Origin of the sequence: Kitasatospora sp. NPDC101183 (assembly GCF_044767945.1) — a bacterium.
Classification (GTDB): Bacteria; Actinomycetota; Actinomycetes; order Streptomycetales; family Streptomycetaceae; genus Kitasatospora.
Genome location: NZ_JBIWOW010000020.1, coordinates 24,151 through 40,640 on the forward strand (window position 1 = coordinate 24,151; position 16,490 = coordinate 40,640).

18 protein-coding genes are annotated in these 16,490 nt (G+C 69.9%); 5 read left to right on the plus strand and 13 right to left on the minus strand.

Annotated features, from left to right (window positions below; genetic code table 11):
* Positions 1-46: 46 nt before the first annotated feature.
* The gene (locus ACIRRS_RS26530) at positions 47-1,213 is read left to right on the plus strand and encodes a damage-control phosphatase ARMT1 family protein (protein WP_402975602.1); all 1,167 of its coding nucleotides are present in this window, start codon (positions 47-49) and stop codon (positions 1,211-1,213) included.
* A gap of 122 nt (positions 1,214-1,335) precedes the next feature.
* On the plus strand, positions 1,336-2,178 hold the full coding sequence (locus tag ACIRRS_RS26535) for a hypothetical protein (RefSeq protein ID WP_402975604.1): 843 nt from the start codon (positions 1,336-1,338) through the stop codon (positions 2,176-2,178).
* Between the two features lie 153 nt (positions 2,179-2,331).
* On the opposite strand, the gene ACIRRS_RS26540 is transcribed toward ACIRRS_RS26535, so the two are convergent.
* From ACIRRS_RS26540 to ACIRRS_RS26585, 10 genes are all read right to left on the minus strand, one after another.
* A complete protein-coding gene (locus ACIRRS_RS26540; RefSeq protein WP_402975606.1) occupies positions 2,332-2,709 on the minus strand; it encodes a nuclear transport factor 2 family protein in 378 nt (125 codons plus the stop codon).
* Positions 2,710-2,745: 36 nt separating this feature from the next.
* Positions 2,746-3,405, minus strand: a complete 660-nt coding sequence (locus tag ACIRRS_RS26545) for a Uma2 family endonuclease (protein ID WP_402975608.1) — start codon at positions 3,403-3,405, stop codon at positions 2,746-2,748.
* Positions 3,406-3,802: 397 nt separating this feature from the next.
* A complete protein-coding gene (locus ACIRRS_RS26550) occupies positions 3,803-4,132 on the minus strand; it encodes a metal-sulfur cluster assembly factor (RefSeq protein ID WP_402975786.1) in 330 nt (109 codons plus the stop codon).
* A gap of 77 nt (positions 4,133-4,209) precedes the next feature.
* Positions 4,210-4,668, minus strand: a complete 459-nt coding sequence (sufU, locus tag ACIRRS_RS26555) for a Fe-S cluster assembly sulfur transfer protein SufU (protein WP_402975610.1) — start codon at positions 4,666-4,668, stop codon at positions 4,210-4,212.
* A gap of 19 nt (positions 4,669-4,687) precedes the next feature.
* Positions 4,688-5,947, minus strand: coding sequence for a cysteine desulfurase (locus ACIRRS_RS26560; protein WP_402975617.1), 1,260 nt, complete (start codon positions 5,945-5,947; stop codon positions 4,688-4,690).
* A complete protein-coding gene (gene sufC, locus ACIRRS_RS26565; RefSeq protein WP_402975619.1) occupies positions 5,944-6,708 on the minus strand; it encodes a Fe-S cluster assembly ATPase SufC in 765 nt (254 codons plus the stop codon). The genes ACIRRS_RS26560 and sufC overlap by 4 nt, the downstream gene beginning before the upstream one ends.
* A gap of 6 nt (positions 6,709-6,714) precedes the next feature.
* Positions 6,715-7,032, minus strand: coding sequence for a non-heme iron oxygenase ferredoxin subunit (locus ACIRRS_RS26570; RefSeq protein ID WP_402975788.1), 318 nt, complete (start codon positions 7,030-7,032; stop codon positions 6,715-6,717).
* 4 nt (positions 7,033-7,036) lie between these two features.
* Positions 7,037-8,266 carry a Fe-S cluster assembly protein SufD gene (sufD, locus tag ACIRRS_RS26575; RefSeq protein WP_402975621.1) on the minus strand — a complete coding sequence of 410 codons (1,230 nt, stop codon included), beginning with the start codon at positions 8,264-8,266 and terminating at the stop codon, positions 7,037-7,039.
* Between the two features lie 57 nt (positions 8,267-8,323).
* Positions 8,324-9,739 (minus strand): Fe-S cluster assembly protein SufB, encoded by a 1,416-nt coding sequence (sufB, locus tag ACIRRS_RS26580; protein WP_402975623.1) that lies wholly within the window; start codon positions 9,737-9,739, stop codon positions 8,324-8,326.
* A 9-nt stretch (positions 9,740-9,748) separates the two neighbouring features.
* Positions 9,749-10,603 (minus strand): helix-turn-helix transcriptional regulator, encoded by an 855-nt coding sequence (locus tag ACIRRS_RS26585; RefSeq protein WP_402975625.1) that lies wholly within the window; start codon positions 10,601-10,603, stop codon positions 9,749-9,751.
* A 163-nt stretch (positions 10,604-10,766) separates the two neighbouring features.
* On the opposite strand from ACIRRS_RS26585, the gene ACIRRS_RS26590 reads away from it, so the two are divergent.
* Both ACIRRS_RS26590 and ACIRRS_RS26595 read left to right on the plus strand, forming a co-directional pair.
* Complete coding sequence (locus tag ACIRRS_RS26590; protein WP_402975627.1) at positions 10,767-11,693, plus strand: ABC transporter ATP-binding protein; 927 nt, start codon at positions 10,767-10,769, stop codon at positions 11,691-11,693.
* Between the two features lie 44 nt (positions 11,694-11,737).
* Positions 11,738-12,457: an ABC transporter permease gene (locus tag ACIRRS_RS26595; protein WP_402975790.1), complete on the plus strand. Its 720-nt coding sequence runs from the start codon at positions 11,738-11,740 to the stop codon at positions 12,455-12,457.
* Between the two features lie 88 nt (positions 12,458-12,545).
* On the opposite strand, the gene ACIRRS_RS26600 is transcribed toward ACIRRS_RS26595, so the two are convergent.
* Both ACIRRS_RS26600 and ACIRRS_RS26605 read right to left on the minus strand, forming a co-directional pair.
* Positions 12,546-13,187, minus strand: coding sequence for an LAETG motif-containing sortase-dependent surface protein (locus tag ACIRRS_RS26600; RefSeq protein ID WP_402975629.1), 642 nt, complete (start codon positions 13,185-13,187; stop codon positions 12,546-12,548).
* A 311-nt stretch (positions 13,188-13,498) separates the two neighbouring features.
* Positions 13,499-14,788: a choice-of-anchor A family protein gene (locus ACIRRS_RS26605; protein ID WP_402975631.1), complete on the minus strand. Its 1,290-nt coding sequence runs from the start codon at positions 14,786-14,788 to the stop codon at positions 13,499-13,501.
* A gap of 234 nt (positions 14,789-15,022) precedes the next feature.
* On the opposite strand from ACIRRS_RS26605, the gene ACIRRS_RS26610 reads away from it, so the two are divergent.
* Positions 15,023-15,982 carry a heme A synthase gene (locus ACIRRS_RS26610; RefSeq protein WP_402975792.1) on the plus strand — a complete coding sequence of 320 codons (960 nt, stop codon included), beginning with the start codon at positions 15,023-15,025 and terminating at the stop codon, positions 15,980-15,982.
* Positions 15,983-16,207: 225 nt separating this feature from the next.
* Here ACIRRS_RS26610 and ACIRRS_RS26615 read toward each other — a convergent pair whose 3' ends face one another.
* Positions 16,208-16,486, minus strand: a complete 279-nt coding sequence (locus ACIRRS_RS26615; protein ID WP_402975633.1) for a DUF6879 family protein — start codon at positions 16,484-16,486, stop codon at positions 16,208-16,210.
* Between the last annotated feature and the right edge of the window lie 4 nt (positions 16,487-16,490).

The following is a 16,490-nucleotide window of genomic DNA, read 5'->3' on the forward strand; positions in this document are numbered from 1 at the left end:
CCGGAAGCCCGGTGACGGCCGACGAGGAGAAGGACGAACCCCGAGCATGCCCAGCGCACCCGTGATCCTGAGTGGTACCCCCGGTACCTTCGCCCGGAGCGTCTTCCACGACCGGCACCCGAAGCTCGTCCAGCAGGTGCTCGCCGCCCTGCCGTACGGGCCCGCCGAGCGTGCGGCGGTCGAGGACCTCCTCGCCGAGAGCATCGGCGGCCTGCTGGAGCCGCTCGGCGAGGACGCCCACGATCACCAGCAGTGGACGGAGTGGGGCGAGGGCCTGTTCGGGCGGCCGTGGGGCGACGCGCCGTTCCTGTGGGCCGAGAGCTACTTCTACCGCAGGCTGCTCGAAGCCACCGGCTACTTCCGGCCCGGGGCCTGGCAGGGCATCGACCTGTTCGCGCCGTTCAAGACCGCCGAACTGACCGGCCCGGCCGTCGACGCCGAACTGGCGACCCTCGGCGAACTGCCCTCCCTGTCCGCCGAGAAGCGATCCGACGTGCTGCTCTCGTCAGCACTCTGGGGCAACCGGGCGGACCTCAGCTTCCAGATCACCGCGTCGGCGAGCAACCCCCAGTCCTCCGGCGTGATCGCGGACGACAGCCCGCTCCTCTGGCGCGCCCTCGCGGCCGCGAGCAGCCCGAAGGTCTGCGTCATCGCGGACAACGCCGGACGGGAGTTGCTGCCGGACCTCGTACTCGTCGACCACCTCCTCACGAGCGGGTTGGCCGCCGAGGCCGCCCTGTACGTCAAGCCCTGCCCATACTTCGTGTCGGACGCGACCACCACAGACGCCCTCGCCACCGTCGAGCGCCTTCGCAGCGCACCCGAGCAGGAGGCCCAACGGATCGGACGCCGACTCTGGGACGCGATGACCAGCGGCACGCTCGCGATCCGCACACACTCCTTCTTCTGCGCGCCGCTGCCGTTCCACGCCATGCCCGCCGATCTCCGGGCCGAGCTCTCCGACGCCACGATGACGATCCTCAAGGGCGACCTCAACTACCGCCGCCTGGTCGGGGACCAACTCTGGGACGCCACAAGCCCCTTCGCCGAGCGGGTCGACCACTTTCCGTCCCCGGTGGCGGCGCTGCGCACGTTGAAGTCGGACGTCGTCGTCGGCCTCAAGGGGCCGGTGGTCGCCGAGTTGGACGGAACGGGCGAGCCCTGGCGCACCAGCGGCACGTACGGCCTCGTCCAGGTCCACGTGCGGGTGTAGTTGCGGGAATCGTCTGACGCAGTGTCAAATGCCGTGTTACGTTCCGCATGCAAACCGAATAACGAGCGACCCCGGCGGTGCTGGAACACCCCGGGGTCCGGCACCAGGAGCAAACCCTCCCAATGCGTGTCCATCGTAGCGCCCATGTGCGCGACTTCACCGTGCTGCCCAACTGCATGCTGCAGTACCGGCGGCTGTCCTACACCGCCCGCGGCCTGCTCGCCGACTTCCTCTCCCGCCCCGACGGCTGGCGCGAGGACGGACGGCACATGGCCGACACCAGCCCCCAGGGACGCGGCGCGATCCGCAAAGCGCTCAAGGAACTGACCGAAGCCGGGTACTACCGCGTCGAGAAGATCCGACTCCCGGACGGCAGGATCGTCACCGAGACCCACGTCTACGACACCCCACAACTCGGGCCACCGAGTGCCACCCCTCCGGCCTCCGGTGCAGGGGCCACCGGCCGCGCTGCCGGGTCCGTAACAAAGAACCGGCAGCAAGAACCCACCCTCCCCCCACCCTCGGACGCCGAACGCGAAGCGGTGGCCACCCTGTTCCGGGCCATCCGGCCCGAACCGCGCCTGCGCCTCGGCGAGGCCGAGGCACGGAAGTTGGCACCCCTCGTCGCCCAGTGGCTGGCACGCGGCAGCACCTCCGCCGACCTCGCCCAGGCGCTCCTTCCGGGCCTGCCCGTCCCCATGCACTCGGCAGCCGCCGTGCTTCGCCACCGCCTGGAGCACAAAATGCCACCCACCCGGCCTGAAACCGCAGCCCGCTACTCCGAGTGCCCCAAATGCCACGACCCCGTGCCCAACCCAGGCATCTGCCGCCCCTGCGCCGGCCTCACAACCCGAACCCCCATGGTCAGCCAGGGCTCGAACGTGGCGGCCACAGGAGCCGCCCGAGCCCGAACCGCCCTACGCACCGCACTCACCGGCAGCCGACCCACACACCTCACTGCCTGAAGCACGCCCCCGCCACGCCGGCCTGCCCCACGCTTCCGGCGAGTGCTCCACCCTGCTCCGCCAACTCCGCGCGCCGCCAAGATGGGCGGGCGGGGGGCGGATGGTGGGGAACGGCGGCAGAGCTGATCAACGCAGCCGCTCAAGCACGGGTGTTCACCCGGCGACCGGCTCGATCTCCCCTGCGAAGACGATGATCTGGTCGATGAGGCTCCGTCGCAGATGAACGACATCCGTCCCCGCCAGACGGGGCCCTCCGCCAGGCGTGGTGAAGACCCACTGATACCGGGCCCATTCACCAGGCATGTCCACCGCCGAGCAGCGCACCATCGTGCCGGCCCCCGCCGGATGGCGTCGGAGGTCCAGCACGAACTGCTCGACCGCCTCGATGCCTTCGCTACGGCCCAACGGCCCCCAGAAGACCACATCCGAGGTCAGTGCCTGGGAGAGCAGGGCGGTCACATAGTCGTCGTCCGAGGCGTTGAACGCGGAGATGAACGTGTCGATCGCGGATCCTGCGGTCTCTTCCTGCATCCCCCAGTCATACCAGCACTTCCGCGCACACGAGGGCTACGCGCTCCAGGCCTTCCACGCCTCGGTGCTGATCTCGACGTCGAACGGCTCCGGCAATCGGACGGGGTCACCGAACTTCCATTCGCCGAGCACCTCGTACGTCGCCTCGCCACGGTTCGGTCCGCCGAAGAGCGTGACACCAGATCGCCGTGGGTCGCGATCCACCAGCAAGTAGTACGGAACTCCGGCCCTCGCGTAGCCGCTCCACTTGGTGGGCTTGACCTGTCGACCGAAGATCGGCCGCCGGTCATGATGAGCGTTGGACGAGGAGGTTACCTCCACCACCAACTCCACATCATGCGGGTGCAGGCTCAGAACGTCTGCCGCACGCCTCTCCGCATCGGTCTCCTTGGTCACCACCACCATGTCGGGAATGTAGCCGTCCCCGATCTCGACCAGATCCAGATTGATGGTCTGAACAACGCGCCACGGATACGCAGCATCTGCGAACCAGGCACACTCAAAGCCTCGCTGGATGTCCGAAAGGATTCCTCCGTAGGCATACACCGGCGCCGGTGACACGACGAACTCCCCTCCGATCACCTCGACTCGCGTGCCGTCGTTCGGGATCCGCAGGTACTCGTCGAGTTCGCCCCGGGTCCACATGGCGTACGGCGAGTCGGGCAAGGTCCAATGACCGATAGCTTCCACAGCCATCACGTCGCTCCCTCCGTGGTCGCGGCACCAGCCTGGCCGCCCTCTGGCAGATATACCACTGCCACACAAATCCTTCCCTCGAAGGAGAGGTTTGCGCGGCAACAGGTTGACGTCTCAGCCCGCTGACTCCCACCCCAGGCCGCCCAAGCGTTCGATCTTGCCGACACACGCCACTTCGGCCCGCCGAGGCCTGCTCCATCAGCCCCGCGCCGCCCCACCCGGCGGCGCGGGGCGAGGCCGGGGGCGGGCACCCCGCCGATAGGCGGGTGGGGGTGGATGGTGGGGAACGGCGGTAGAGCTGCTCAGCGAAGCAGGTGATGCGCGGGTGTTCAGGCCGCAGAAACGACACTGCCGCGCGAACCCGAAGGTTCGCGCGGCAGCAGAAGCACAACACCGCTCAGACGTTGAACCCCAACGCCCGCAGCTGGTCGCGCCCGTCGTCCGTGATCTTGTCCGGGCCCCACGGCGGCATCCAGACCCAGTTGATGCGCAGGTCCTGCACCAGCCCGTCCGTCGCCGTCCTGGCCTGGTCCTCGATGACGTCCGTCAGCGGGCAGGCCGCCGAGGTCAGCGTCATGTCGATGGTGGCCACGTCGGACTCGTCGATGTGGATCCCGTAGATCAGGCCCAGGTTGACGACGTCGATGCCCAGTTCGGGGTCGACGACGTCCATCAGGGCCTCGGTCAGGTCCTCCACCGAAACGGTGCCGGCGGTGGTGCCGACGATCAGGCCCGTACCGGCCGTCTGGTCCTCCGCAGCGGAGGTGGTTTCGTCAGTCACAGTGATCAATCCTCCTCTGCGGATCAGTCGTTGAGGTCGGTAACGGGGTGCTGCGCCAGCGCCTGGGCGGTGGCGTCCTTCCAGGCCATCCAGCTGAGCAGCGCGCACTTGACCCGCGCCGGGTACTTGGAGACGCCGGCGAACGCGACCGCGTCCTCCAGCACCTCCTCGTCGCCCTCGCCCTGCCCCTTGCTCTGCATCAGCTCCAGGAACGCCTCCTGGACGGCCTGCGCCTCGCCGACGGTCTTGCCGACGACCAGGTCGTTCAGCACCGAGGCGCTGGCCTGGCTGATCGAGCAGCCCTGGGACTCGTACGAGACGTCGGCGACCGTCGCGCCGTCGAGCTTCACCCGCAGGGTGATCTCGTCGCCGCACGTCGGGTTGACGTGGTGGACCTCGGCGTCGCCGTCCCGCAGCCCCTTGCCGTGGGGGTTGCGGTAGTGGTCCAGGATGATGTCCTGGTACATCGAGTCGAGCTTCATCTGATCCTGCTCCTGCCCGTCAGCCGAAGAAGTTCCGGACGTGGTGCAGGCCGTCGATCAGCGCGTCGACCTCGCCCGGCGTCGAGTACAGGTAGAACGACGCCCGCGTGGTCGCCGGAATTCCGTACCGCAGGCAGACGGGCCGCGCGCAGTGGTGGCCGACGCGAACGGCGATGCCCTGCTCGTCCAGCACCTGGCCGACGTCGTGCGGGTGGATGTCACCCAGCGTGAAGGAGATCGCGGCACCGCGGTCCACGGCCGTGCGCGGGCCGATGATCCGAAGATCCGGGACCTCCAGCAGGCGCTCCACCGCGTACTCGGTGATGGCGTGCTCGTGCGCGGCGATCTTCTCCATGCCGATGGCCGACAGGTAGTCGATGGCCGCGCCCAGCCCGACCGCCTGGGCGATCGGCGGGGTGCCGGCCTCGAACTTGTGCGGCGCCGGGGCGTAGGTGGACGAGCCCATGGTGACGGTCTCGATCATCTCGCCGCCGCCGAGGAACGGCGGGAGGTCCTCCAGCAGCTCCTGGCGGCCCCAGAGCACGCCGATGCCGGTCGGGGCCAGCATCTTGTGCCCGGTGAAGGCGACGAAGTCGGCCTCCAGCGCCTGCACGTCCAGCACCATGTGCGGGGCGGCCTGCGAGGCGTCGATCACGACGAGCGCGCCGACGGACTGCGCCTTGCGCACGATCGTCTCGACCGGGTTGACGGTGCCCAGCAGGTTGGAGACGAGGGTGAACGAGACGACCTTCGTCTTCTCGGTGATCAGCTCGTCGATGTTGGACAGGTCGAGCCGGCCCTCGTCGGTCAGCCCGAACCACTTCAGCTTCGCGCCGGAGCGCTGCGAGAGCAGCTGCCACGGCACGATGTTGGAGTGGTGCTCCATCTCCGTGATCACGATCTCGGAGTCGGCGTCGACCCGGTACGGCTCCTCGGCCCAGGCCAGCATGTTGGCAACGAGGTTGAGCGACTCCGAGGCGTTCTTGGTGAAGATCACCTCGTTGCGGCTCGGGGCGTTGACGAAGGCCGCGACCTTGTCGCGGGCGCCCTCGTACATCGCCGTGGCCTCCTCGGCGAGCACGTGCACGCCGCGGTGGACGTTGGCGTTGTGCCGCTCGTAGTAGCCGGTCAGCGCGTCGAGCACCTGGCGCGGCTTCTGCGAGGTGGCCGCGTTGTCCAGGTAGACGAGCGGCTTGTCCTCGTGCAGGACCCGCTGCAGGACGGGGAAGTCCTTGCGGATCGCGTCCGTGTCCAGGAGTCCGGTAAAGGCGTGCGTCACGCGGACGCGCCCCCCTTCACATACGCCTCGTAGCCCTCGTTCTCCAGCTTGTCGGCGAGCTCCGCACCGCCGGACTCGACGATGCGGCCGCCCGCGAACACGTGGACGTGGTCGGGCTTGATGTACCGCAGGATGCGGGTGTAGTGGGTGACCAGCAGCGTGCCGACCTCGCCGGTCGAGCGGACCCGGTTGATGCCCTCGGAGACGACGCGCAGCGCGTCGACGTCCAGGCCGGAGTCGGTCTCGTCGAGGATCGCGATCTTCGGCTTGAGCAGCTCCAGCTGGAGGATCTCGTGGCGCTTCTTCTCGCCGCCGGAGAAGCCCTCGTTGACGTTGCGCTCGGCGAAGGCCGGGTCCATCTGCAGGGCGGCCATGGCCTCCTTGACCTCCTTGACCCACAGCCGCAGCTTGGGGGCCTCGCCGCGGACGGCGGTGGCGGCGGTGCGCAGGAAGTTGGAGACCGAGACGCCGGGGACCTCGACCGGGTACTGCATGGCCAGGAAGACGCCGGCCTTGGCGCGCTCGTCGACGGACATCTCCAGGACGTCCTCGCCGTCGAGCAGCACGGTGCCGCCGGTGACGGTGTACTTGGGGTGGCCGGCCAGCGAGTAGGCGAGGGTGGACTTGCCGGAGCCGTTGGGGCCCATGATGGCGTGGGTCTCGCCCTGCTTGACGGTGAGGTCGACGCCCTTCAGGATCTCGCGCGGGCCGTTCTCGGCGTCCACGGAGACGTGCAGGTCGCGGATTTCAAGGGTTGCCATGTGTACTCAGGACTCCTGGTTGACGGAGACGAGCACATCGTCCCCTTCGATCTTTACGGGGTAGACGGCGACCGGCTTGGTGGCGGGCAGGCCGGAGGGCTTGCCGGAGCGCAGGTCGAAGCTGGAGCCGTGCAGCCAGCACTCGATCATGCAGTCCTCGACCTCGCCCTCGGAGAGCGAGACGTTCGCGTGCGAGCAGACGTCGTTGATCGCGAACACCCCCTCGTCGGTGCGGACGACGGCGACCGGGACGCCGTTGAGGTCCACGCGCTTGGGCACGTCCTCCTGGAGGTCGCTGAGCGCGCAGGCGCGCAGGAAGCTCATCGGATCAGACCGCCGCTTCGAGCTCGGCATCGATCTTGACCATGAGCTGCTCCTGCACCTCGGCCACACCGATCTGCTGCAGCAGCTCGGCGAAGAAGCCGCGCACCACCAGGCGGCGGGCCTCGTCGGCCGGGATGCCGCGCGCCATCAGGTAGAACAGCTGCTCGTCGTCGAAGCGGCCGGTCGCGGAGGCGTGGCCGGCGCCGACGATCTCGCCGGTCTCGATCTCCAGGTTCGGGATGGAGTCGACCCGGGCGCCGTCGGTCAGCACCAGGTTCCGGTTGAGCTCGTACGTGTCGGTGCCCAGCGCGGCGGCGCGGATCAGCACGTCGCCGACCCAGACGGCGTGCGCGTCCTGGCCCTGGAGGGCGCCCTTGTACGCGACGTTGGAGCGGCAGTGCGGGGTGTCGTGGTCGACGACCAGACGGTGCTCCAGGTGCTGGCCGGCGTCGGCGAAGTACAGGCCGAACAGCTCGGCCTCGCCGCCGGGGCCCGCGTAGTTGACGCGCGGGTGCAGGCGGACGAGGTCGCCGCCGAAGGTGACGACCACGGACTTGTACGAGGCGTCGCGGCCGATCAGCGCGTTGTGCTGGGCGACGTGCACGGCGTCGCGGTCCCAGTCCTGGACGGAGACGAAGGTGAGCTTCGCGCCGTCGCCGACCAGCAGCTCCACGTTGGCGGCCCGGGTGCCGGTGCCCTCGTGGTTGAGGACCACGACGGCCTCGGCGAACGGCTTGACGTCGATCACCACGTGGGCGAAGCGGACGCCGCCCTCGCCGCGCACGTCGATCTTGACCGGCTCGGTGAGCACCGCGTCCTGGGGGACGGTGACGACGAGCGCCTGGTCGAAGGCGCTGAACGCCTGCGCGGCGACGCGGTCGACGGGCGTACCGGCCTTGCCCAGGCGCGCGTCGTCGCGGCCGACGGTCTCGGCGGTGACGCCGTCCGGCAGCGCGAGCTCGACCTTGTCCTCGCCGCGTTCGGCGGAGGCGGCCGTGCCGTCGTGCAGACCGCCGAGGCGGTGCAGCGGCGTGAACCGCCAGTCCTCCTCGCGGCCGTGCGGCACCGGGAAGTCGTTCACGTCGAAGGAGGGCTTGACCGCGACGCGCGCGTCGATCGGCTGCTGGACCGTGGTCCGGCCGGTGCCGGGGCCGGCGAGCTGCGCGCCCGCGCCGGCGGTTCCGACCTCGATCGAACCGGCGGTGGTGGAGCCGGTGGTGTTCTGCTCAGCCATGGCTGTTCGTAGTGCTCTCTTCCTCGGAAATCAGTGGACGGCGGGAGCGGGGCGGCGTCAGCCGACCGCGCCCTCCATCTGCAGCTCGATCAGCCGGTTGAGCTCCAGCGCGTACTCCATCGGCAGCTCGCGCGCGATCGGCTCGACGAAGCCGCGCACGATCATCGCCATGGCCTCGAACTCGGTCAGACCGCGGCTCATCAGGTAGAACAGCTGGTCCTCGCTGACCTTGGAGACGGTCGCCTCGTGGCCCATGGACACGTCGTCCTCGCGGACGTCCACGTACGGGTACGTGTCGGAGCGGGAGATGGTGTCGACCAGCAGCGCGTCGCAGAGCACGTTGGACTTGGCGCCCTTGGAGCCCTCGCCGATCTCGATCAGACCGCGGTAGGAGGTGCGGCCGCCGCCTCGCGCCACCGACTTGGAGACGATGTTGGACGAGGTGTTCGGCGCCATGTGCACCATCTTGGCGCCGGCGTCCTGGTGCTGGCCCTCGCCGGCGAACGCGATCGACAGCGTCTCGCCCTTGGCGTGCTCGCCCATCAGGTAGACGGCCGGGTACTTCATGGTGACCTTGGAGCCGATGTTGCCGTCGACCCACTCCATGGTCGCGCCCTCGTACGCCACGGCGCGCTTGGTGACCAGGTTGTAGACGTTGTTCGACCAGTTCTGGATGGTCGTGTAGCGGCAGCGGCCGCCCTTCTTGACGATGATCTCCACGACCGCCGAGTGCAGCGAGTCGGAGGAGTAGATCGGCGCGGTGCAGCCCTCGACGTAGTGGACGTACGCGTCCTCGTCGACGATGATCAGCGTCCGCTCGAACTGGCCCATGTTCTCGGTGTTGATCCGGAAGTAGGCCTGGAGCGGGATGTCCACGTGCACGCCCTTCGGCACGTAGATGAAGGAGCCGCCGGACCACACGGCCGTGTTCAGCGCGGCGAACTTGTTGTCGCCGGCCGGGATGACGGTGCCGAAGTACTCCTTGAACATCTCCGGGTGCTCGCGCAGCGCGGTGTCGGTGTCCAGGAAGATGACGCCCTGCTCCTCCAGGTCCTCACGGATCTGGTGGTAGACGACCTCGGACTCGTACTGCGCGGCGACACCGGCGACCAGGCGCTGCTTCTCCGCCTCCGGGATACCCAGCTTGTCGTACGTCGCCTTGATGTCGGCGGGCAGGTCCTCCCAGGACTCGGCCTGCTTCTCGGTGGAGCGGACGAAGTACTTGATGTTGTCGAAGTCGATGCCGGTGAGGTCGGAGCCCCAGGTCGGCATGGGCTTCTTGCCGAACAGCTTGAGGCCCTTGAGACGCAGGTTGAGCATCCACTCGGACTCGCTCTTCTTCGCGGAGATGTCGCGGACGACCTCCTCGCTGAGCCCGCGCTTGGCGACGGCGCCCGCGGCGTCCGGGTCGGCCCAGCCGTACTCGTAGTTGCCCAGGCCCTCGAGCTCCGGGTGCGAAACGGTGTCAGTCATGCGAGCTTCCTAACGCGCGGACGCAGAATCTTCGGACGAATCCTCGGTGGACGTACCGGCAGTCGGCACTGCACCGGAGCCCGTGCGCGCGCTGCGCGCGGAGGGCGACGATGCGGCACCGGTTGCCGGCACATAGGTGGTGCAGACCCCGTCGCCGTGGGCGATGGTGGCCAGCCGTTGCACATGGGTGCCCAGGAGCTGGGAGAAGACCTCGGTCTCCGCCTCGCAGAGCTGCGGGAACTGCTCGGCGATGTGCGCGACCGGGCAGTGGTGCTGGCAGAGCTGGGCTCCCGCCGGGGCCTTGGCCGCGGCCGGCGGGACACGCCGCACCGTGGCAGCGTACCCGTCCGCGCTCAAGGCTTGGGCGAGGGCCTCCGGACGCTCCTGGACGTCGGCCCGCCCCAGGGCTTCCAGGTACTTCTCGGCCTGCTTGCCGAAGCGGGCGCGGGCGAAGGCGGCGACGGCCTCCTCACCGGCCTTGCCGCCGCCCACCGAGTCCGCGATCCAGCGCAGCGCGTCGGCGGCGAGCTGGTCGTAGGCCTGGTAGAAGGCGTCCCGGCCGGCGTCGGTGAGGCCGAAGACCTTGGCCGGGCGGCCGCGGCCGCGGCTGCCGTAGACCCGCTGTTCGCGGGCCTCGACCAGGCCGGAGGCGGCCAGCGAGTCCAGGTGGCGGCGCACGGCGGCGGCCGTGAGGCCGAGCCGGCTGGCCAGGTCGGCGGCGGAGGACGGGCCGTGGTCCAGGATCGAGTGGGCGACCCTGTCGCGGGTGGCGCGGTGGCCCTCCAGCAGCACCTCGGCCGCCGTCGCGGGCACGTCCCACCCGGGGGCCGACTCGGCCTCCTGCTGCGTGGGGTGCTCGCGCATGTTTTTCACAACACCAGTGTTGCGTAAATGCTTCCGCCCGGACAAGCCGTGACGCACGCCGCACCCGTGGCATCTGTCACGCAGGTAAGCCTTACCTGACCTGCGAGTTCGATCATGCGGGCGCCTTCGGGCCCCTGCGTGAGGCCCTCTTAGACTCGCCGGTATGAACCCCGTACCCGCGGTCCAGATCGCCGGGCTGGTCAAGCGCTACGGCGAGAAGGTCGCGGTCGACGGCCTGGACCTGACCATCGCCTCCGGCACGATCACCGCAGTCCTCGGCCCCAACGGCGCCGGCAAGACCACCACCATCGAGACCTGCGAGGGCTACCGCCGCCCCGACGCCGGCACCGTCCGCGTCCTCGGCCTCGACCCGGTCGGCCAGAGCGCGGCCCTGCGGCCCCGGATCGGCGTGATGCTCCAATCGGGGGGCGTGTACGCGGGCGCGCGCGCCGTCGAGATGCTCCGCCACACCGCCGAGCTGCACGCCCACCCCCTGGACGTGGACGCCCTCGTCGAGCGCCTCGGCCTCGGCTCCTGCGGCCGTACGACCTACCGCCGCCTCTCCGGCGGCCAGCAGCAGCGCCTCGCCCTCGCCATGGCCGTGGTCGGCCGCCCCGAGCTGGTCTTCCTGGACGAGCCCACCGCCGGCCTCGACCCACAGGCCCGTCGCGCCACCTGGGACCTCGTCCGCGACCTGCACCGCGACGGCGTCACCGTCGTCGTCACCACCCACCACATGGACGAGGCCGAACAGCTCGCCGACCACGTCGCCATCGTCGACGGCGGGCGGGTCATCGCCCACGGCACCACCGAGGAACTCTGCCGCGACGGCTCCGAGGACGCCCTGCGCTTCGACGGCCCGCCCGGCCTCGACCTCGGCCCGCTGCTCAAGGAGCTGCCCGCCGGCGCCGCGGCCGCCGAGACCGCCCCCGGCAGCTACCGCGTCCAGGCGCCCGTCGACCCCGCCCTGGTCGCCGCCGTCACCGCCTGGTGCGCGGCCTCCGGCGTCCTGCCCGAGCGGCTGTCCGTCCAGCGCCGCAGCCTCGAAGACGTCTTCCTCGACCTGACCGGACGGGAACTCCGCTCGTGACCACCGACTACTCCCCCAAGCCGGGTGCGGCCCCCGTCGGCCGGATGCTCCTCGCCCAGACGGCCTTCGAGACGAAGATGCTGCTGCGCAACGGCGAGCAGCTGCTGCTCACCGTGGTCATCCCGACCGTGCTGCTGGTGCTGTTCTCCGCCGTCGACATCGTCGCCGTGGACGGCCCCGGCAAGCGCGTCGACTTCCTCGCCCCCGGCCTGCTCGCGCTCGCCGTGATGTCCACCGCCTTCACCGGCCAGGCCATCGCCACCGGCTTCGAGCGCCGCTACGGCGTGCTCAAGCGCCTCGGCGCCAGCCCGTTGCCGCGCTGGACGCTGCTGACGGCCAAGACCGGCTGCGTCCTCGTGACGGAGGTCCTCCAGGTCGCCCTGCTCTCCGTGATCGCGCTCGCCCTCGGCTGGTCCCCGCACGGCAACCCCCTGGCCGTCGCCGCCCTGCTCGTCCTCGGCACCGCCGCCTTCTCCGGCCTCGGCCTGCTGATGGCCGGCACCCTCAAGGCCGAGGCCACGCTGGCCGCCGCCAACCTGGTGTTCATCCTGCTGCTGCTGGCCGGCGGGGTGATCGTGCCGCTGAGCAAGTTCCCCGACGCCGTACGGTCGGTGCTGGAGCTGCTGCCGATCTCCGCGCTCTCGGACGGCCTGCGGTCGGTGCTCCAGCACGGCGCCGGCGTGCCCTGGTCGGACCTCGGCGTCCTGGCCGTCTGGTCCGTCCTCGGCCTGGGGGCGGCGGCCCGGTTCTTCCGCTGGGAGTAGCCCGCTCGCGCGTTCAGGACGCACGAACGCCCCCGACCTCACCGGGTCGGGGGCGTTCGCCGTTGCTACGGGCGCTACGGGCCGAGCATCAGCTCTCGGCACCGCCACGGCGCTTGCGGGCGACCATCACCAGCGCGCCGCCGACCACCAGGACGCCGGCACCGGCCGCCGCGATGATCGGGGTGTTGCTGCTGCCACCGGTCTGCGCGAGCACCGGCCCGGCAGTGCTCGGAGACGGCGACGGCGTGTGGGTCGGCGTCTTCGACGCGGACGGCGAAGCCGTGGTCGGCGTCGGAGTCGGCGTCTGGCTGGGGGTCTGGCTCGGGGTGGTCGGGGTCGGAGTCGGAGTCTGCGTGTGGCAGGGGGCTATCGTCTTCGACTCGTCGATGTTCCAGCCCTGCTCGTTCGGCGTCTCCGTGGTCTTGACCACCAGGTGCGCCGTGATGGGGGCGTTGTGGTCCTTCACCGGGAAGGAGCCGTGGAACTCCTTGGGGAAGATCTTGCCGTCGAGCACCTTCTCACCGTCGATGGTGAGCGAAACGGTGTTCTTCACGGTCTCGTTGCCGCTGTAGTTGATCAGATCGATCTGGACCTTGTCGCAGGTCACCGACCAACTCGGCGTGTGTGCCGAGGCGTTGGTGGCCAGCGCCAGGGGCAGTGCGAACACGGCCGCCGCCGTACCGGCGAGGGCCGCCGCGCCCATCCTGAATGTCCGCTGCTGTCGCGCCATACCTTGTTCCCCTCCGAACGGTCTTGCGCAGCAGGCGTGTTGAGTAGGTTCGCGGTGGGCCCGCTACGACTGTCCGGGGGACTCTACCGGCACTCCCGCACCTCGCCACACCCCGCCGTGCGACCGGATTTCGTCTGTCGGTCCGCTCTTGGATGTGCATGACCAGCCCATCACAGCCGCCACCTCGCAGAACGCGTTTTCGGCAAACCTGAATGAACTTCGTCACCTCCAGACAGAACGGCGCCCCAGGTGATCAGGTTCAATCACCAGGGACGCCGCGCTGTTCAGGTACGAGTTGCTCAGGCCTTCCTTCAGGCCTTCTTGGCCGCCCGACGACGGGCCACGACCACCATCGCGCCACCGGCCGCGATCACGACGGCACCGCCGATCGCCAGCGGCACGACCGGGCCGGAGCCCGTGTGCGCCAGGTCCCCGCCGTTGTCCTTGGCCGTCGGGCTCGGCGAGCCCGGGACCGCCGGAGCGGTGGAGGAGGACGGGCTCGCCGAACCGCTCGCACTCGGCGAACCGCTCGCCGACGGGCTCGCGCTACCGGACGGGCCCGGCGTGACGGAGGTGCCCGGGGTCGGCGCGGACGGCGACGACGTGGCCGGGGTGCTCGGCCCGCCGGTCGGCGTCGGGACGCTGGTGCCGGGCAGGCAGCCGGTGAACGGGTAGTGGTGCGTCTCCGCACCGCCCTTGCCGGTCAGCGAGGCGGCGATCACCGAGCCGTTGACCGGACCGCCGCTGCCGAGGTCGAAGGCGGCGTTCGGGGCGAGCACCGTCCCGGCCCAGGCGGCGGCGCTGTTCTTCACGACCTTGGTGGCGGTCGGGAAGTTCCAGAGCAGCTTGGCGCGGATCGCACCGGCCGAGGCGCTCTGCAGCTTGTCGTCCAGGAGGAAGGTGTTCTTGCCCGCGTCCCAGATGTTGAAGCCGGTGGTCCCGGCCGCGGCCATGTCGTACGAGCCGCCGGTCACGTTGATCACCGTGACGGAGCCGGCCGGCACCTTGAGGAAGACGTCCTTGGCGCCCTGCAGCTTCGCCGCGTCGACGGTGAAGCTGTTGTACTTCGCGTCGCCGCCGGTGAAGGTCAGCTTGGCGCCGTCGGCCTGGACGGTGGCGCCGGCGGTCTGCGGGACGGCGGCCAGCGAGGTCGAGGCGGCGCGCAGCTTGGCGAACTCGGCCTTGAAGTCGATCGGCGAGGAGCCCTGGCCGACGGTGCCGGCGTGAGCCTGGATGACGGCGCCCTCGGCCTTGGAGCCGTAGACGCCGCTGCCCTTCATCACCTGGGTGTTGTTCCCGGTGATCTTCCCGGCCACGACGAGCGCGTTCTTGCCCGGCAGGGCGTTGACCTGGTCCGCGGTCAACTCCTGGCCGACCGAGAACCCGCCGGTGAAGTTGGCGTTGCCGCCGACGGCGACGGCACCCTCGGCGTCGGGGGTGTGCGTGTCGTCACCCTCGATGAACTCGCCGTAGAGGTTGGCGACCCCGAGGCTGCGGCACTCCTGACCGGGGTCGGCAGCGTAGGCGGCCGGGGCGACGAGCCCGGCCAGTGCGAGAGAGCCGCCGACCGCGAGCGCGGCGGCGGAAGTGGGTATGCGCATGTGCAGGATCTCCGCTTTTGTGCGGGAGGAGTGGGAGCGGTCCGAAAAAGGTATGGACCAAGCCGCACTCTTTCGGCCAAACGAGTGATTGGTCAAGACCAATGACCGGCTTGTCCGAAGAGTCCTGTTTAGTTTCCCGTACCCCTGGGTAACGTCTTCGACCCTCCTCCCGCTCTCTCGCGGCCGTGCCCCGCGCCGAGATCGGCTGTAAGGCCACCTACGATTGACCCCGTGATGAACCCCTTCTCCCTGCTCGCCGAGCGCTGGCAGCCCTCCGCCGAGATGGTCCGGCGCGCCGCGTTCGCCGCACTGGTGATGAGCGTGGTCATCGTCGTCACCGGCGGCGCCGTCCGCCTCACCGCCTCCGGCCTCGGCTGCACCACCTGGCCGCGCTGCACCGACGACAGCCTGACCCCGACCGCCGAAATGGGCTTCCACGGCATCGTCGAGTTCACCAACCGGATGCTCACCTACGTGCTGAGCGCGGCCGTCGGCTGGGCCATCCTCGCCGCCCGCTCCCACCGCCCCTGGCGCCGCAGCCTGACGAAGCTCGGCTGGGCCCAGTTCTGGCTGGTGATGAGCAACGCCGTCCTCGGCGGCATCACCGTCCTGACCGGCCTCAACCCGTACACCGTCGCGCTGCACATGATCGCCGCGATGGGCCTGGTCTGGGTCGCCCTCCTCATGTGGGAGCGCTCGAAGGAAGGTGACGGCCCCGCGAAGCTCGCCGTGGCCCGCCCGATCCACCAGCTCTCCTACGTCCTGGTCACCGTGATCGGCCTCCTCGTCGCCGCCGGCACCCTCGTCACCGGCGCCGGCCACCACCCGGGCACCCCCAAGGACAACAAGATCGTCCCGCGCATCCCGATCGACTACGACCGCCTCGCGCAGTTCCACGCCGACTTCGCCTTCATCGCCGTCGGCCTGTCGATCGCCGTCCTCTTCGTCCTCGCCGCCGTCAAGGCCCCCGAACCGGCCAAGGCCCGCGCCAAGGAACTCCTCGTCGTCCTCCTCCTCCAGGGCGTCCTCGGCTTCATCCAGTACTTCACCGACGCCCCCGAGCTGATGGTCGGCCTCCACATGCTCCTGGCCTCCCTCACCTGGATCGCCGCCCTCCGCATCCCCCTGGCGCTCCGCACCCGCGCCATCGTCGACGTCCCGGCCGCACGCACCCTCGAACCCGCCGCAGCCTGACCACCCCGAAGGCCCCCGCATCCCACCCGGTGCGGGGGCCTTCGCCATGTTGTGAACACCCGCGCATCAACCGCTCCGTGGAACAGTTCCCCCACCGTTCCCCACCATCCGCCCCCCACCCGCCTATCGGCGGGTGCCCGCCCCGGGGTCGGCCGCGCACCGCGCGGCCGACCGAGCGGCATGCGGCACTGATCGGCAGAACTCCCTACTGGCCGACAGCGGTGACTACTCGGCGATGCTGTACGCCTCGTGAGGCACAGCCCGCTCCCACACGGCGTCGAAGGCTGCCGCGCAACTCCTTGCCACATCGGGATCGTCACTCTCGTCCGTGTGCACCCACCGGCCGTCGCCGTCGAAGACGTTGAACTGGACGATCCTGCCGTCGAACAGCCAGAAGTCGTTTCCGGGCAGTAGAAGGTCAGAGGCTCCCCCGCGAGGCAGCCCCCGCACCTCCTCGCCGCCGGCCACTTTGGTGAACCGGCACCTCCACCACAGAGACGACACAACA

What these genes read in the sequence shown, in the direction of transcription:
- ACIRRS_RS26530 (WP_402975602.1), top strand. Translation starts at nt 47, where the DNA reads ATGCCCAGCGCACCCGTGATCCTGAGTGGTACCCCCGGTACCTTCGCC.
- sufD (WP_402975621.1), bottom strand. Translation starts at nt 8,266, where the DNA reads ATGGCTGAGCAGAACACCACCGGCTCCACCACCGCCGGTTCGATCGAG.
- ACIRRS_RS26605 (WP_402975631.1), bottom strand. Translation starts at nt 14,788, where the DNA reads ATGCGCATACCCACTTCCGCCGCCGCGCTCGCGGTCGGCGGCTCTCTC.
- ACIRRS_RS26535 (WP_402975604.1), top strand. Translation starts at nt 1,336, where the DNA reads ATGCGTGTCCATCGTAGCGCCCATGTGCGCGACTTCACCGTGCTGCCC.
- ACIRRS_RS26600 (WP_402975629.1), bottom strand. Translation starts at nt 13,187, where the DNA reads ATGGCGCGACAGCAGCGGACATTCAGGATGGGCGCGGCGGCCCTCGCC.
- ACIRRS_RS26570 (WP_402975788.1), bottom strand. Translation starts at nt 7,032, where the DNA reads ATGAGCTTCCTGCGCGCCTGCGCGCTCAGCGACCTCCAGGAGGACGTG.
- ACIRRS_RS26545 (WP_402975608.1), bottom strand. Translation starts at nt 3,405, where the DNA reads ATGGCTGTGGAAGCTATCGGTCATTGGACCTTGCCCGACTCGCCGTAC.
- sufB (WP_402975623.1), bottom strand. Translation starts at nt 9,739, where the DNA reads ATGACTGACACCGTTTCGCACCCGGAGCTCGAGGGCCTGGGCAACTAC.
- sufC (WP_402975619.1), bottom strand. Translation starts at nt 6,708, where the DNA reads ATGGCAACCCTTGAAATCCGCGACCTGCACGTCTCCGTGGACGCCGAG.
- ACIRRS_RS26540 (WP_402975606.1), bottom strand. Translation starts at nt 2,709, where the DNA reads ATGCAGGAAGAGACCGCAGGATCCGCGATCGACACGTTCATCTCCGCG.
- ACIRRS_RS26590 (WP_402975627.1), top strand. Translation starts at nt 10,767, where the DNA reads ATGAACCCCGTACCCGCGGTCCAGATCGCCGGGCTGGTCAAGCGCTAC.
- sufU (WP_402975610.1), bottom strand. Translation starts at nt 4,668, where the DNA reads ATGAAGCTCGACTCGATGTACCAGGACATCATCCTGGACCACTACCGC.
- ACIRRS_RS26585 (WP_402975625.1), bottom strand. Translation starts at nt 10,603, where the DNA reads ATGCGCGAGCACCCCACGCAGCAGGAGGCCGAGTCGGCCCCCGGGTGG.
- ACIRRS_RS26610 (WP_402975792.1), top strand. Translation starts at nt 15,023, where the DNA reads ATGAACCCCTTCTCCCTGCTCGCCGAGCGCTGGCAGCCCTCCGCCGAG.
- ACIRRS_RS26595 (WP_402975790.1), top strand. Translation starts at nt 11,738, where the DNA reads ATGCTCCTCGCCCAGACGGCCTTCGAGACGAAGATGCTGCTGCGCAAC.